The sequence below is a fragment of the Ruegeria sp. Ofav3-42 genome (assembly GCF_022347725.1).
GTDB lineage: Bacteria > Pseudomonadota > Alphaproteobacteria > Rhodobacterales > Rhodobacteraceae > Ruegeria.
Genome location: NZ_JAKRGB010000004.1, coordinates 223,289 through 234,789, shown reverse-complemented (window position 1 = coordinate 234,789; position 11,501 = coordinate 223,289). Strand labels below are relative to the sequence as shown.

At 53.1% G+C, this 11,501-nt stretch carries 14 protein-coding genes; 11 read left to right on the top strand and 3 right to left on the bottom strand.

What is annotated here, in order from left to right; translation table 11 throughout:
- The first annotated feature begins 33 nt into the window (after positions 1 to 33).
- Positions 34 to 2,022, top strand: a complete 1,989-nt coding sequence (rpoD, locus tag MHN28_RS08810; RefSeq protein WP_239338047.1) for an RNA polymerase sigma factor RpoD — start codon at positions 34 to 36, stop codon at positions 2,020 to 2,022.
- A 194-nt stretch (positions 2,023 to 2,216) separates the two neighbouring features.
- Here rpoD and MHN28_RS08805 read toward each other — a convergent pair whose 3' ends face one another.
- Positions 2,217 to 3,224: an AraC family transcriptional regulator gene (locus MHN28_RS08805; protein WP_239338045.1), complete on the bottom strand. Its 1,008-nt coding sequence runs from the start codon at positions 3,222 to 3,224 to the stop codon at positions 2,217 to 2,219.
- A gap of 316 nt (positions 3,225 to 3,540) precedes the next feature.
- Here MHN28_RS08805 and MHN28_RS08800 point away from each other — a divergent pair, with 316 nt between their 5' ends.
- The 4 genes from MHN28_RS08800 to MHN28_RS08785 all read left to right on the top strand — a co-directional run bounded on the left by MHN28_RS08800 (position 3,541) and on the right by MHN28_RS08785 (position 5,450).
- Positions 3,541 to 3,975, top strand: a complete 435-nt coding sequence (locus tag MHN28_RS08800; RefSeq protein WP_239338044.1) for a thiol-disulfide oxidoreductase DCC family protein — start codon at positions 3,541 to 3,543, stop codon at positions 3,973 to 3,975.
- Positions 3,976 to 4,524, top strand: a complete 549-nt coding sequence (locus MHN28_RS08795; RefSeq protein ID WP_239338043.1) for a DUF4166 domain-containing protein — start codon at positions 3,976 to 3,978, stop codon at positions 4,522 to 4,524. It begins immediately after the preceding gene.
- A gap of 77 nt (positions 4,525 to 4,601) precedes the next feature.
- A complete protein-coding gene (locus tag MHN28_RS08790; RefSeq protein WP_239338042.1) occupies positions 4,602 to 5,003 on the top strand; it encodes a hypothetical protein in 402 nt (133 codons plus the stop codon).
- An 18-nt stretch (positions 5,004 to 5,021) separates the two neighbouring features.
- Positions 5,022 to 5,450 carry a secondary thiamine-phosphate synthase enzyme YjbQ gene (locus MHN28_RS08785; protein ID WP_239338041.1) on the top strand — a complete coding sequence of 143 codons (429 nt, stop codon included), beginning with the start codon at positions 5,022 to 5,024 and terminating at the stop codon, positions 5,448 to 5,450.
- 620 nt (positions 5,451 to 6,070) lie between these two features.
- On the opposite strand, the gene MHN28_RS08780 is transcribed toward MHN28_RS08785, so the two are convergent.
- The gene (locus MHN28_RS08780) at positions 6,071 to 6,661 is read right to left on the bottom strand and encodes a hypothetical protein (RefSeq protein WP_239338040.1); all 591 of its coding nucleotides are present in this window, start codon (positions 6,659 to 6,661) and stop codon (positions 6,071 to 6,073) included.
- Between the two features lie 295 nt (positions 6,662 to 6,956).
- On the opposite strand from MHN28_RS08780, the gene MHN28_RS08775 reads away from it, so the two are divergent.
- Both MHN28_RS08775 and MHN28_RS08770 read left to right on the top strand, forming a co-directional pair.
- The gene (locus tag MHN28_RS08775) at positions 6,957 to 8,102 is read left to right on the top strand and encodes an AAA family ATPase (protein WP_239338039.1); all 1,146 of its coding nucleotides are present in this window, start codon (positions 6,957 to 6,959) and stop codon (positions 8,100 to 8,102) included.
- A gap of 4 nt (positions 8,103 to 8,106) precedes the next feature.
- Positions 8,107 to 8,817 carry a hypothetical protein gene (locus MHN28_RS08770; protein ID WP_239338038.1) on the top strand — a complete coding sequence of 237 codons (711 nt, stop codon included), beginning with the start codon at positions 8,107 to 8,109 and terminating at the stop codon, positions 8,815 to 8,817.
- Between the two features lie 108 nt (positions 8,818 to 8,925).
- Here MHN28_RS08770 and MHN28_RS08765 read toward each other — a convergent pair whose 3' ends face one another.
- Positions 8,926 to 9,723: a S24 family peptidase gene (locus MHN28_RS08765; protein WP_255732293.1), complete on the bottom strand. Its 798-nt coding sequence runs from the start codon at positions 9,721 to 9,723 to the stop codon at positions 8,926 to 8,928.
- 407 nt (positions 9,724 to 10,130) lie between these two features.
- Here MHN28_RS08765 and MHN28_RS08760 point away from each other — a divergent pair, with 407 nt between their 5' ends.
- The 4 genes from MHN28_RS08760 (at position 10,131) to MHN28_RS08750 (ending at position 11,355) form a co-directional block, all read left to right on the top strand.
- A complete protein-coding gene (locus tag MHN28_RS08760; RefSeq protein WP_239338035.1) occupies positions 10,131 to 10,376 on the top strand; it encodes a hypothetical protein in 246 nt (81 codons plus the stop codon).
- Positions 10,377 to 10,541: 165 nt separating this feature from the next.
- On the top strand, positions 10,542 to 10,670 hold the full coding sequence (locus MHN28_RS24830) for a hypothetical protein (RefSeq protein ID WP_255732290.1): 129 nt from the start codon (positions 10,542 to 10,544) through the stop codon (positions 10,668 to 10,670).
- Between the two features lie 109 nt (positions 10,671 to 10,779).
- A complete protein-coding gene (locus tag MHN28_RS08755) occupies positions 10,780 to 11,076 on the top strand; it encodes a hypothetical protein (protein ID WP_239338033.1) in 297 nt (98 codons plus the stop codon).
- Positions 11,077 to 11,181: 105 nt separating this feature from the next.
- Entirely contained in the window at positions 11,182 to 11,355 is a 174-nt protein-coding gene (locus MHN28_RS08750) for a hypothetical protein (RefSeq protein ID WP_239338032.1), read from the top strand.
- Positions 11,356 to 11,501 lie beyond the last annotated feature (146 nt).

The window sequence follows — 11,501 nt, the reverse complement described above, 5'->3', positions numbered from 1 at the left end:
CAAACGAATCACCCATCCCTGCAGGAGCATTGAATGGCCGCCAAAGACACGACCGAAGATCGCAAATCCGAAGAGCAGGAACAGGAAATCTCGCTGGACATGAGCCAGGCCCAGGTCAAGAAGATGATCGCCGAGGCCCGCGAGAAAGGCTACATCACCTATGACCAGCTCAATCAGGTTCTGCCGCCTGATCAGGTGAGCTCGGAACAGATCGAAGACGTTATGTCGATGCTGTCCGAGATGGGCATCAACATCATCGAAGATGAAGAGGCCGAAGAGGAAGAGAATAAAGGCTCGACCGAACTGACCACCACCGACAGCAACCGTGAGGTTGCGCTGGCTGGTGCCGCCACCGAAAAGCTGGATCGCACCGATGACCCCGTGCGCATGTATCTGCGCGAAATGGGCAGCGTCGAACTGCTGAGCCGCGAGGGCGAGATTGCCATCGCCAAGCGGATCGAAGCCGGTCGGAACACTATGATCCTGGGTCTGTGCGAAAGCCCGCTGACCTTCCAGGCGATCACCATCTGGCACGACGAATTGCTGAGCGAAGACATTCTGCTACGCGATGTCATTGATCTGGAGGCTACGTTCGGCAACCAGATGGATGAGGATGGCGACGTTGAAGAGCCTGTAGTCGATACTTCGGCCGTGCAGGCGGCAAAGCCTGCCAAGGATACCGGACCTGAACTGGATGCAGATGGCAACCCGCTGAACAACGACGACGACGACGACGACGACGATCAGGCCAACATGTCGCTGGCCGCGATGGAAGCCGCACTGAAAGATCAGGTTCTGACCACGCTGGAGCGGATCTCGACCGACTTTGCGATGTTGTCGGAAATGCAGGACAGCCGGATTTCGGCAACTCTGAACGAGGATGGCTCGTTCAGTGAAAAGGATGAAGAGACCTATCAAAAGCTGCGCGCAGAGATCGTGGAGCTGGTGAACGGGCTGCACCTTCACAACAACCGTATCGAAGCTCTGATCGACCAGCTGTATGGCATCAACCGCCGCATCATGTCGCTGGACAGCGCGATGGTGAAACTGGCCGACCAGGCCCGCATCAACCGTCGTGAGTTCATTGACGCCTATCGTGGGCGCGAACTGGACCCGAACTGGCTGGCCGAGATGGGTGAAAAGCCGGGCCGGGGTTGGCAGATGTTCATCGAACGCTCGACCGCGAAGGTCGAAGAACTGCGCAACGACATGGCTCAGGTTGGCCAGTATGTCGGTCTCGACATCCCCGAATTCCGCCGCATCGTGCAGCAGGTTCAGAAGGGTGAGAAAGAGGCGCGTCAGGCCAAGAAGGAAATGGTCGAGGCAAACCTGCGTCTGGTGATCTCGATTGCCAAAAAGTACACGAACCGTGGCCTGCAATTCCTTGATCTTATTCAGGAAGGCAACATCGGCCTGATGAAGGCGGTGGACAAGTTCGAATACCGCCGCGGGTACAAGTTCTCGACCTATGCGACGTGGTGGATCCGTCAGGCGATCACACGCTCAATCGCGGATCAGGCGCGGACCATCCGTATTCCGGTGCACATGATCGAAACGATCAATAAGCTGGTTCGGACCGGTCGCCAGATGCTGCATGAGATCGGTCGCGAACCGACACCGGAAGAACTGGCTGAAAAGCTGCAGATGCCGCTGGAGAAGGTTCGCAAGGTGATGAAAATCGCCAAAGAGCCAATCTCTCTGGAAACGCCGATTGGCGACGAGGAAGACAGCCAGCTGGGCGATTTCATCGAGGACAAGAATGCCGTGCTGCCGCTGGACAGCGCCATTCAGGAGAACCTCAAGGAAACGACCACACGAGTTCTGGCCTCACTTACCCCGCGTGAAGAACGCGTTCTGCGGATGCGCTTTGGTATCGGCATGAACACCGACCATACGCTCGAAGAGGTTGGTCAGCAGTTCAGCGTGACCCGTGAACGTATCCGTCAGATTGAAGCGAAAGCGCTGCGGAAGTTGAAGCATCCCAGCCGATCACGAAAGTTGCGGTCTTTCCTGGATCAGTAAAGTCAAAGGCGCCTCGAACGAGGCGCCTTTTTCTTTTCGGCTCACGCGATGATCATGATGTCCGGTTTGAAACTCAATTTGGCGAGAAGTCACAAGGCTGGTAGCCGCGGGATTTCTATATCCTAAAAGTCCACTCATGGGACGGGCCGGGGCGAGGTGTTGCCGCTGATGACCCCCGGCCACACACCTAGTTGTCAGGACTCCAGGCGGCTCCGGAACGTGCTGGGGGATTGGCCGGTCCACCGCTTGAATGCTGTTGAAAAGGCTGGCTGGTCGGCGTAGCCAAGCGAATATGCGATTTCGGACAATGGAATCCCGTCAGTGAGAAAGGTCTGCGCAAGATCGCATCTCAGGTCTTCGACGATCTCGCGATAACTCGTTCCTTCATCATTCAGTCGTCGGGCAAAGGTGCGTGGGCTCATACCCAGATTGGCCGCCGCGTCGTCGGCCTGAATGATCGTGCCGGGCAGGGATCGCGTGATCAACCCTTCGACCTGTGCCCTGAGCTGTTGCGTTGGCTGCCTGCGTTCGGCCAGAATGCGGTCACCGTAAGCCAGGAGGTGTTCCCGTAAACTCGGGTCATAGGTCGGCACGGGCAAGTCCAGCGAGGACAAAGTGAGCACGATTTCCAGCCTTTCCGCGCCGAAGGTAACCGGAAAGCCCGCGATCTTTTGGTAATGCTTGCCGCTCTCACCGACCTCGTGCTGGAACCTGATTTCGATGGGGAAGAAGTTGGTCTGCGTCAAGGACCGCATACGCGCCAGCGCAGCGAATATCAAAAACTCGGTCCGCCGGTGATATCGGGCAAAACTGGCGTCCTTCCACTCGGCTTCGATTGCAGCGAAGTTTCCCGCGACCCGCAGGCTGAAGGACAATGCCGGGTCGATAATACTGTGAAAACGCGATGTGTTTTCCACCACCTGCTTCAGATCCCGCGAGTACTTACTGATATAGGCGGTCACGCTGGAAGATGCGATGAACGCCAACCCGGCCCGGGCGGAAAAGGTAATGTCGTTCAAGGCGTCGCAAGCGTAGCGGGCGAACAGGGCTTCTTTGTGCGCGCTGAATGCCGTTACGGGCGGCGCGATGTTGTCGCGGCTGAGGCCGCATTTGGCAAACACACGGTCAACAACCGCGGGATTCTCTGCGCGTTGTTCCAGCGTTCTGGCCAACACTTGAATGCGGGCAATATCGACGTCCATATTTTAATACCAATTAATCTGAGTGTTAAACTTGTGCCTACTCCGGCTACCTTTTCGGCGAGGGCCGTAATGGTTGTCACATATTCAAATTACATTGGCGGAATTACGCAAGACCGCAGTCGTAGGTATGACTATTTTCCGCGCGTTGTCGGGTTGGAACCTTTTAGGGGATGAGGTCAGAGCCCAGGAAACTTGTCGTGCAGACTGCCGGTGGCTCCCCGACACGTTCAATCCGCCATGGTGCCCAGTGTCGCATTGTCCGAATGACGCGGCGGTGTAATGGTTTGGTGCAACGGAATTATCAGGCGTATCTGGCATGACCGAACGAGCAACCGAACTGGGGGATGGTCAGGATTTCATCGTCTTTGACGGAGAATGCGTTCTATGCTCGGGGTTTTTTCACTTCATGGTGGCGCGGGACAAGGTACAGCGGTTCAAATTTGCCACTGCGCAGTCGCCTCTGGGGCAAAGGTTGTATTCTGAACTCGGGTTGCCAACACGGGATTTTGAAACCAACCTCGTGATTGCCGACGGTGAAATTTACCAGCGGCTGGATGCGTTCGCAGTGGCCATGCGCCATTTACCGGGGCTCTGGCCCGCACTATCGGTCTGCAGGCTGCTGCCCGGGTTTGTCAAAGATCCTCTGTATCGTGCGATTGCAAAAAACCGCTACGCGATCTTCGGGCGCGCGGCCACCTGTATGATCCCGGACCCGGCGTTGCGGTCCCGTTTCCTGCCCGAGGGGTTCTGATTGGAACCGGATCCCTTTTTGCAGGCCCTACCAGCACGGACAGAGCTGCCAGAAGCGATTGAATTGCTGCATGGCGGTTCCGGTCGTTATTCGGGGCGATGCACGGTCGAAACGGGTAGGGGATTGTTCACCGGATTGGCCTTGCGCCTTGGGCAAATGCCGCCGGACGGTGAGGATGTAGCAGTGCAGGTCAAGGTAGATAGGAACGGGCCTGTTTGGGTCTGGACACGCGATTTCGGTGGCCACATTACCCGCTCCCGGCTTACCTATGATCATGATTTTGGTTGTGTCCGTGAAAGATTTGGTCGGCTCTCAATTTGGCTAATGCCGGTATTTGAGAATGGGCGGTTGTCGATCCGGATCAGGCGTCTCAGTTTTTTGGGCATTCCGTGTCCAAAGTTCCTGCTGCCGCGTTCAAAGACCGTGGAATGGGAGGATGACGAAGGCCGGTTCAGGTTCGACGTGTCTGCCGATATGCCGTTCCTTGGGACTTTGATCCGATATCATGGCTGGCTAACGTCCGATCACGCACAGGCGGCGAAATGCTGAATTGATTGTGAACCGGCTTTGCCCGTTTAGGAAGTATACTATTTTAAAAATCACCTGGTAACAGAAAGAGTATGATTATGAAAAAGGTTGTGACTTTAGCGGTTTCTGCCGCGTTCTTATTAAGTGTGCCCTTATCTGCATCCGCTGCGCGGAACGGATATCAGACCGTCGCGTTAAGCAGCACAGTATTCGAGGTGATACCGCGTACCCGCCGGGATGTGGACGGATACTGGTGCGCAGCTGCGGATTTTGCACGCAGGACATTGGGGGCCGGCTGGCAGCAGCGCATTTACGTTGTGCGTGGCTACGGCCCAAGTGAAGCAACGGGTCGGCGGACGTCCGTTAAGTTTTCGATAGCGCCGCCTGAAGGGGGTGTTGCCCAGCAAAGCAGTTCGATATCATCCGGCTTTAACCCCGGCGAAAGCATGTCGGTTCAGGGCGCAAACGGACGCTGCAACGTCCGCCCGTTCTTCAACTGATCCAGGACTGATCGCCATATGCAGACCGAGTTAAATATTTCGACGAAGGGTCCGGGGCTGTACGAATTCACCTCGGACGTGCGCAACTGGCTCAACTCGGTCTCTGGCGACGGTTTGCTGACGTTGTTCGTGCGGCATACCTCGTGTTCGCTGGCCATTCAGGAAAATGCCGATCCCGAAGTGCAAACGGACCTGCGCGCCTTTTTTGAAAGGCTGGTACCACCGTCCGATCATCCTGCGATGGCCTATCTGAAGCATACCTACGAAGGCCCAGACGATATGCCAGCCCATATCAAGGCTGCTCTGTTGCCTGTCTCGCTGTCTGTTCCTGTATCTGCAGGGCAGCCGGTGCTGGGGACGTGGCAGGTGTTAGTTGACACTTATTCCTGCAGTGAACCCGGAAGAGGCCCGCAGAGACCGGAAGACTTCGGAAGGTCAAAAAAATAAGGGCACAACGGGAAACGAGGCGGTGGGGGTGTTGAAACCGCGTTGTCATGCACAAACCCCAAAATCGGGCGCTGAGAGAGCTGTGAGGGACCTGAGGAGTGTTTAACCGGCTGCCTGCTCGGAGGACGCGCAAACCCCATTGAATTAGGCTTAAAACGGCAGTGAAAGTGTGGTGAAGCCCTCTTGAATGATGGTTTTCGTGCTTCTGAACTTAGAATTCGGCTTCTAAGTTTCTGCGGGAGTTCTAGGAAAGGGATTTATCTTCACAAAACAGAATCTTAGGTGAAGTCAGGCGCGGACCGTCAATCCGCTAAACCTAGAACGAATCTTGGACCAAATCTCAAGGTGCCTATGGGTCATCGAGGTGGCTCAGAGTATCTCTGGCGCCTGCCATTTTGCGCCGCCTGTCGACCAATACTGTTAGCTTCGAACGCCTGCAAAGAGCCCTTACCGGAAGTTAGTTGCCATCTGTCTTTCGCTCTCGCAGCAGGTCGCGAACCGCATATTCTAGACATTCAACACATGGTCACAAATTGCTGGTGAGCGGGACTTAATTGTCTTTCGATTTCTTCCGCCAAATGACCGCTTGTGGTTCAGCCGATCATACTGGAACCGCCTGTCTATTCAGCTTCGCAGGGCTTCACGGCCTGTTCGCCAGACCCTGCTGAAAAGAACATGCCGTCGGGCGAAAACGCAAAACTGTTGATTACGATGCAGCCCTTTGGGTTCTTCCCTGAAAGCAAGAATGCGGCATTAATTAATGGCGATATGGGAGATAGTTGCACTTCGTTTTCATGAGTTCCGGCACTGATTAACTCGACTTGCTTCATCAAAAAGTGTCGCAGAAGCAGCGCTTGTTCAACAGAACCCAGAATGTACTCTTCCTCGTTCAAAAAAATATTGCATAGATGCCGTTTCGTGCCATCTCTAGAAGTCCATTCCGTAAGCAAAACATACCATTCTGATCCCGGTGAAACCCAAGCCTCTTGCGCCGAAGACATACCCCAATCACGTTCATGGCGCTGTGGAACTTCCTGCCTTTGAAGCCCTCTGCTGTCAAAAACTGAACTCGTTTCTACAGACACGCGACAACGTTCAAAGAGGTTTTCAAAATCTTGCACCAAGTTCTGTGCGTGAATCGGGTTGCCCCATAACCAGAGGGCTACCGCCAACGCAGCAATGCATCGTGTCTTGAAAAGTTTTGGAACCATTTAGCAAACCCAACCTCTTGAAAGCCGACATTGGCTGCATCGCTGAATGAGGTCAATATGGGCTCGCTACCGACTTTCTCTGCGACGTGCCCGAACTGGTGCGTAGAGCCCTTAGCGGACTTTGGATCATCTTAAGGATGCTGCAGGCGCATCAATTTGTCCCACAAAATTGCAATGAGATTTAGTGTCATGTGCCCAAGCGAGTACTTTCTTCTGCGGGGAGAAGCTTATAGTCATCGGTTAACAAATATATACTACTAAAGCTGGCATTCGACATGCACTTGGGAGAGCTAGATTGCGCCTACAATCGATTTCATACTCTGAACATAAAAACCTACCAAGTGAGTGGGTTTTGGAGCAAATGGATTTATGTGACCAGAACTTGATAGTCGGTAGAAATGCGACCGGGAAGTCGCGAACCCTCAGTGTTATTTTTGCGCTGTCTAACCTCCTCTCGGGAAGGAGCAAGTCTTTAGCGGATGGTGTTTGGGATGTTGTCTTCGCTGATGAAGTAGGAGAATTGGCATACCAATTGGAGGTCAAAGACCGAAAAGTCCAAAAAGAAAGGCTAATCCGGCAGGTTGGCAAGGACGTCACAATCTTGATCGATCGTGGGCAAGATGGTGAAGGAGAAATCAGGTTAGAGCGAAAATCCAACGATCCTGAGTTAGTAGAATTTCAAGCACCAACCGACCAAATTGCAGTTTCATCTAGGCAGGACAAAATCCAACATCCATATCTAATCCCGTTAAGTGATTGGGGGAAAAAGACTTTTCACCTAAATTTAGACAAGGCGTCCAGAAAGACTTTGACGCTACTGGTGCATTCAAGCGTTCAACAAGATAGCGGTGATCCTTCGTATCAGGCGGAGGTGGTTGAGCTGATGCGTCGTGGGGTTGAAGAGTTTGACGGTTTTGGTGATGCAATTGCGGCTGACCTACGGACGGTAGGATATCCAGTTACAAAAATTGGAACCAAGAAGGTAGAAAAATTCTATCCGCAGGATCCGGTACCCGGCGACCTAATTGGGTTGTACCTACGAGAAGAAGATCTTGAGTGTGACGTAGAACAGTTCAATATTTCTTCAGGTATGTTTGCCGCGATTGCGACGATAGTTCACGTGAACTATCGGCTTAGGAAAAATGAGCTCAGTTGCCTGGTCGCAGATGATGTCGGTGATGGGCTTGATTTTGAACGCAGTTCTAAACTCGTCACACTTTTAATTGAGAAATCCAAAAATGAGGGATTTCAGCTTATTTTGGCCAGCAATGACCGCTTTATTTTGAATTCGGTCCCGTTGGAGCATTGGAACGTTCTTAGAAGAAGTGGGCATGTGGTCAAGGCGTTCAATGTACGCAACTCGAAAGAAAAATTCGAAGAGTTCGAGTTCACGGGCCTCAGCAATTTTGACCTTCTCGCCACGGATTTCCTTTCAAATTGACCCTATGAAAAAAATTGCGATTTATGTTGAAGGCCAGACTGAGGCCATCTTTGTTGTGGAACTCATTAAATTCCTCGCTTCTCCTCGAACCGTGGAGATAGAAGAACTTTCAGGCTTCGGTGGATCATCAAAGCTTCCCCGACAATTCATAGAGGTGAGTGACGAAACCGTGGGTCCGGGTGGTGAAACGACCCACTACATTCTAGTCACCAACTCTAGCTCGGATAGCCGGGTAGTTACTGATATCAGGGACAACTATGAGAATCTGAAAAGCAAAGGCTTCGAAAAGATAATCGGTCTACAAGACGTGAGGCCAAAGAGAGTTGATCAAACCGAAAGGTTGAGGTCCGGCATCGCCAGTGTGCTAGCAGACAAGGACGACATTGGTATTCGGCTGGCTGTTATTGAAACTGAAGCCTGGTTTCTCGCAGAAAACACCCACTTCTTGAGACTCCACAGTGATCTTACAAACGCACGAGTTATGGAAATCTTGGATTATCTTCCTGCCCCACAATCTTCGCACGAGATCCAAACCCCAGCAGAAGATTTAAAGAAATTGTATAGCGCGGTTGGCATGACTTATGAAAAGAGTAAGTCCGACGTTCAACGCGCTGTGTCAATGCTCAGTTTTGAGGAACTAAGTACCAACTGCTCAGCTCACATTGATGACCTAAAAGAGCTGAGAAATGATCTTCAAGGTTTTTTCGAAGATTAGCTTCTTCAACCTTGCTGCACGTGCAGCGAATGGCGGCTTGGTGGCCTTCTCGCCTAATTAGTGATTGAATTGGTTACAATTACCTTTTTTCACGGCGTTTCGCAGTCTTTAGACAGCGGTATGAGCCCACCAGACGACCCTACCAACGAACCGTAGGTTGTTAATCTCTTCGCCTTGATAGACCTCAGGGTCATACCGATGACCTTTCTCGGAGTAGACTAATACTTTGTCTGGTTCCGGTCGGCGCACAGATTTGACGCGCAGATCGCCCCCGTACTCAAGCACGAAAATAGCATCTTGGATTCCTTTGCGGCCGCGCCGGAACAAGTCCGGGTCAATCCTGGTCGTATCGATCATCAGCAGATCGCCGTCCCAGATAAATGGCTCCATTGAGTGTCCTCGAGCGCGAAGCAGGGCCGCGTTCTCGGGCTTGACACCAATCCGATCCAGCCAAGTACGGCGAAATGCGACACGGTCAGCTTGCTCGACGAGGTCGACTGTTGTGCCTGGGCCGGCTGCAGCTTCAACATCGTAACGGGCGACTGTGGCATAGTCTGTGCCATCAATGAAGATGGAATGGTTAGACGATTCAGGTGTCTGTGCTGCGGTACGGGTGTGGGGCAATACTGTCTCGAACCGTGCTCCGCCACGTAAGGCCGAAGAAATCGCCTCAGCACCTTTTGCCACTGTGTGCGCTGTGACCACGTTTTGCTCCCCTGTCAGAACATAGAGAACGTCTACTCCGGCATCGGCGATGGCTGTGAGATAGTTACTGTCGGGCTTTCGTTTGCCGCTTTCGTAATTGATCTGAGCGTGTTTTCCGACGCCACCTAATTCGGCAAATGCGACCTGGCTCAATCCGAGGCGCTCTCTTTCTTCTCTTAACCGTTCACCTAACGTCGCCATATCCCACCACCACAAAAAGGTCGCCAAATGACAACCATTGCTTCTTGAAGGTAGTCAAATGACTACCTACAGTGCGTAACAACCACGAAACGCATTAGGCGGAACTAGCATGGATAAAAAGCCTTTCCCATACCGGCCTGGGACAATCCTTTATGATGTGATCTTGGGGGTGCTTCGTACCCAGGGCATCAGTCTGACCGACTGGTGTGAAGAGCAAGGGCTCCACCCAAGCTCGGTTCGCAATGCGATTTTTGGCCAGACCAGCGGTGCCAGGGGCGGGAGCAGCTTGCAATGCTGATCGAACGCGCGGGGCCAAAAATGGTCGCCCGCCATTACACCGAAATCGTGCGCCAGCATGCGAATGAGACCGCTCATTCGCTGAATGAGCGCGGGTGGGAGTAAATACAATGGGACCGAACGGCGCATTTACACACAGCAAGGCTCCTTTTGACCAAACGGCCAGTGCTCTGTTCGCCGAGATCGAAGTCATCGCCGACGGACTAAGTGACGATTTGCGGTTGGCGCTGGCCATCCAGTGGGTTTCGGAGATTACAGATGAGGCCTGCGCATTTCGCTTGGGGCTATTGAAGAGCCTCAGCGGCACTGTGCAGGCAGAGCTCGCACGCGCTCGGCACCAGAGAGTGTACGGCTGATGCGGGGCTGGGTGCGTCGGGTCTGGCCGACACCAAAAGCGTTTTCATGTGACTTTTTGGGAGGCTGCGCACTGGTCGTGATGCTGGTGGCGATGGCTTGGATAGCAGGGGCAATGGGATGAACGAGCAGGCAACTTTCGCGCAGTTGCCCCTAGGTGGCCACAAATGAAGCTGCTCAATGGGGGTAATATCAAACGTGTCCCAATCGCCGATGTTATTATTGGCGAAGATCGCCAGCGCGGCGTGGGTGAGGCTCAGGTCGAGAACCTGATGCTGATGGCGGAGGATAGCTGACTAGAAGCGGCCGCCACCAATCAAGGACCGCTCTTAGGTGAGCGAATCGCCTTGCTGTGCTGCAGAAAACCGTTCAGGGTCCGGATCAAATTTTTGGAGTTTTTTGAAGATGAAAGTTCTGTCCTGGATCGCTTATTCTTGTTGGGCGCTCGCAGCATTCGCGGTGTTCGTTGTGGTGGTTGAGGGGCCTGTTCACTTGCTACCAACGGCACTTTCTCTGGCGATCGCAGGGGTATTGTTCATGGCGGTCGAGCGGGTGATCTCACTTTTGACTGAGATACGGGATAGCCTTGCGCCGCAGGAGCGCGCTGAAGTTCCCCTGGCTGATGCTCCGGTTACACCAGCCCGGTCATTGGGCGACCTGAGCGCCGACTTGGAACGCGTTAAAGCCCGACAAGAATCCTGAAATCGGAAATCATCAAATGGGAGACGTAGAAAAATGTCGAATATGCAGCCATTCGTTGTGATCGTAGTGGACCACGATAAGCAGCATTTTTGCGTCGAGGGCCCAATGCTCGACGACAATTTGCTGAATGATTTAGTGGACGAAGCCCAAAAAGAGGGACGACAAGTCAATTGCCATACGCCGGGTAGTGATGTTCTTGGGAATGTTGAATCCGCGGCGGAAAGCTATCAGGGGTCATTCCCAGATCTGAAGCGAGTATCTGCCGGAGCGATCGTCTAACTTGGTGAGTGCGATGGTAGAATGCCATCAAGGGAAACCTTTAGGGCCTATTTAAAACGGCTTCAAAGATCACAGTTTAAACACTCGAACCGTTCAAGAAGAGGGTACTGCGATATTTTCTGTCTGGCCCAACGGCATCCCTTTCG

Excerpts from the sequence above, each read along its gene's own strand:
- MHN28_RS24830 (WP_255732290.1), top strand. The coding sequence starts at position 10,542 with ATGAAGCTGCTCAATGGGGGTAATATCAAACGTGTCCCAATCGCCGAT.
- MHN28_RS08780 (WP_239338040.1), bottom strand. The coding sequence starts at position 6,661 with ATGGTTCCAAAACTTTTCAAGACACGATGCATTGCTGCGTTGGCGGTA.
- rpoD (WP_239338047.1), top strand. The coding sequence starts at position 34 with ATGGCCGCCAAAGACACGACCGAAGATCGCAAATCCGAAGAGCAGGAA.
- MHN28_RS08755 (WP_239338033.1), top strand. The coding sequence starts at position 10,780 with ATGAAAGTTCTGTCCTGGATCGCTTATTCTTGTTGGGCGCTCGCAGCA.
- MHN28_RS08800 (WP_239338044.1), top strand. The coding sequence starts at position 3,541 with ATGACCGAACGAGCAACCGAACTGGGGGATGGTCAGGATTTCATCGTC.
- MHN28_RS08750 (WP_239338032.1), top strand. The coding sequence starts at position 11,182 with ATGCTCGACGACAATTTGCTGAATGATTTAGTGGACGAAGCCCAAAAA.
- MHN28_RS08790 (WP_239338042.1), top strand. The coding sequence starts at position 4,602 with ATGAAAAAGGTTGTGACTTTAGCGGTTTCTGCCGCGTTCTTATTAAGT.
- MHN28_RS08785 (WP_239338041.1), top strand. The coding sequence starts at position 5,022 with ATGCAGACCGAGTTAAATATTTCGACGAAGGGTCCGGGGCTGTACGAA.
- MHN28_RS08765 (WP_255732293.1), bottom strand. The coding sequence starts at position 9,723 with ATGGCGACGTTAGGTGAACGGTTAAGAGAAGAAAGAGAGCGCCTCGGA.
- MHN28_RS08760 (WP_239338035.1), top strand. The coding sequence starts at position 10,131 with ATGGGACCGAACGGCGCATTTACACACAGCAAGGCTCCTTTTGACCAA.
- MHN28_RS08770 (WP_239338038.1), top strand. The coding sequence starts at position 8,107 with ATGAAAAAAATTGCGATTTATGTTGAAGGCCAGACTGAGGCCATCTTT.
- MHN28_RS08805 (WP_239338045.1), bottom strand. The coding sequence starts at position 3,224 with ATGGACGTCGATATTGCCCGCATTCAAGTGTTGGCCAGAACGCTGGAA.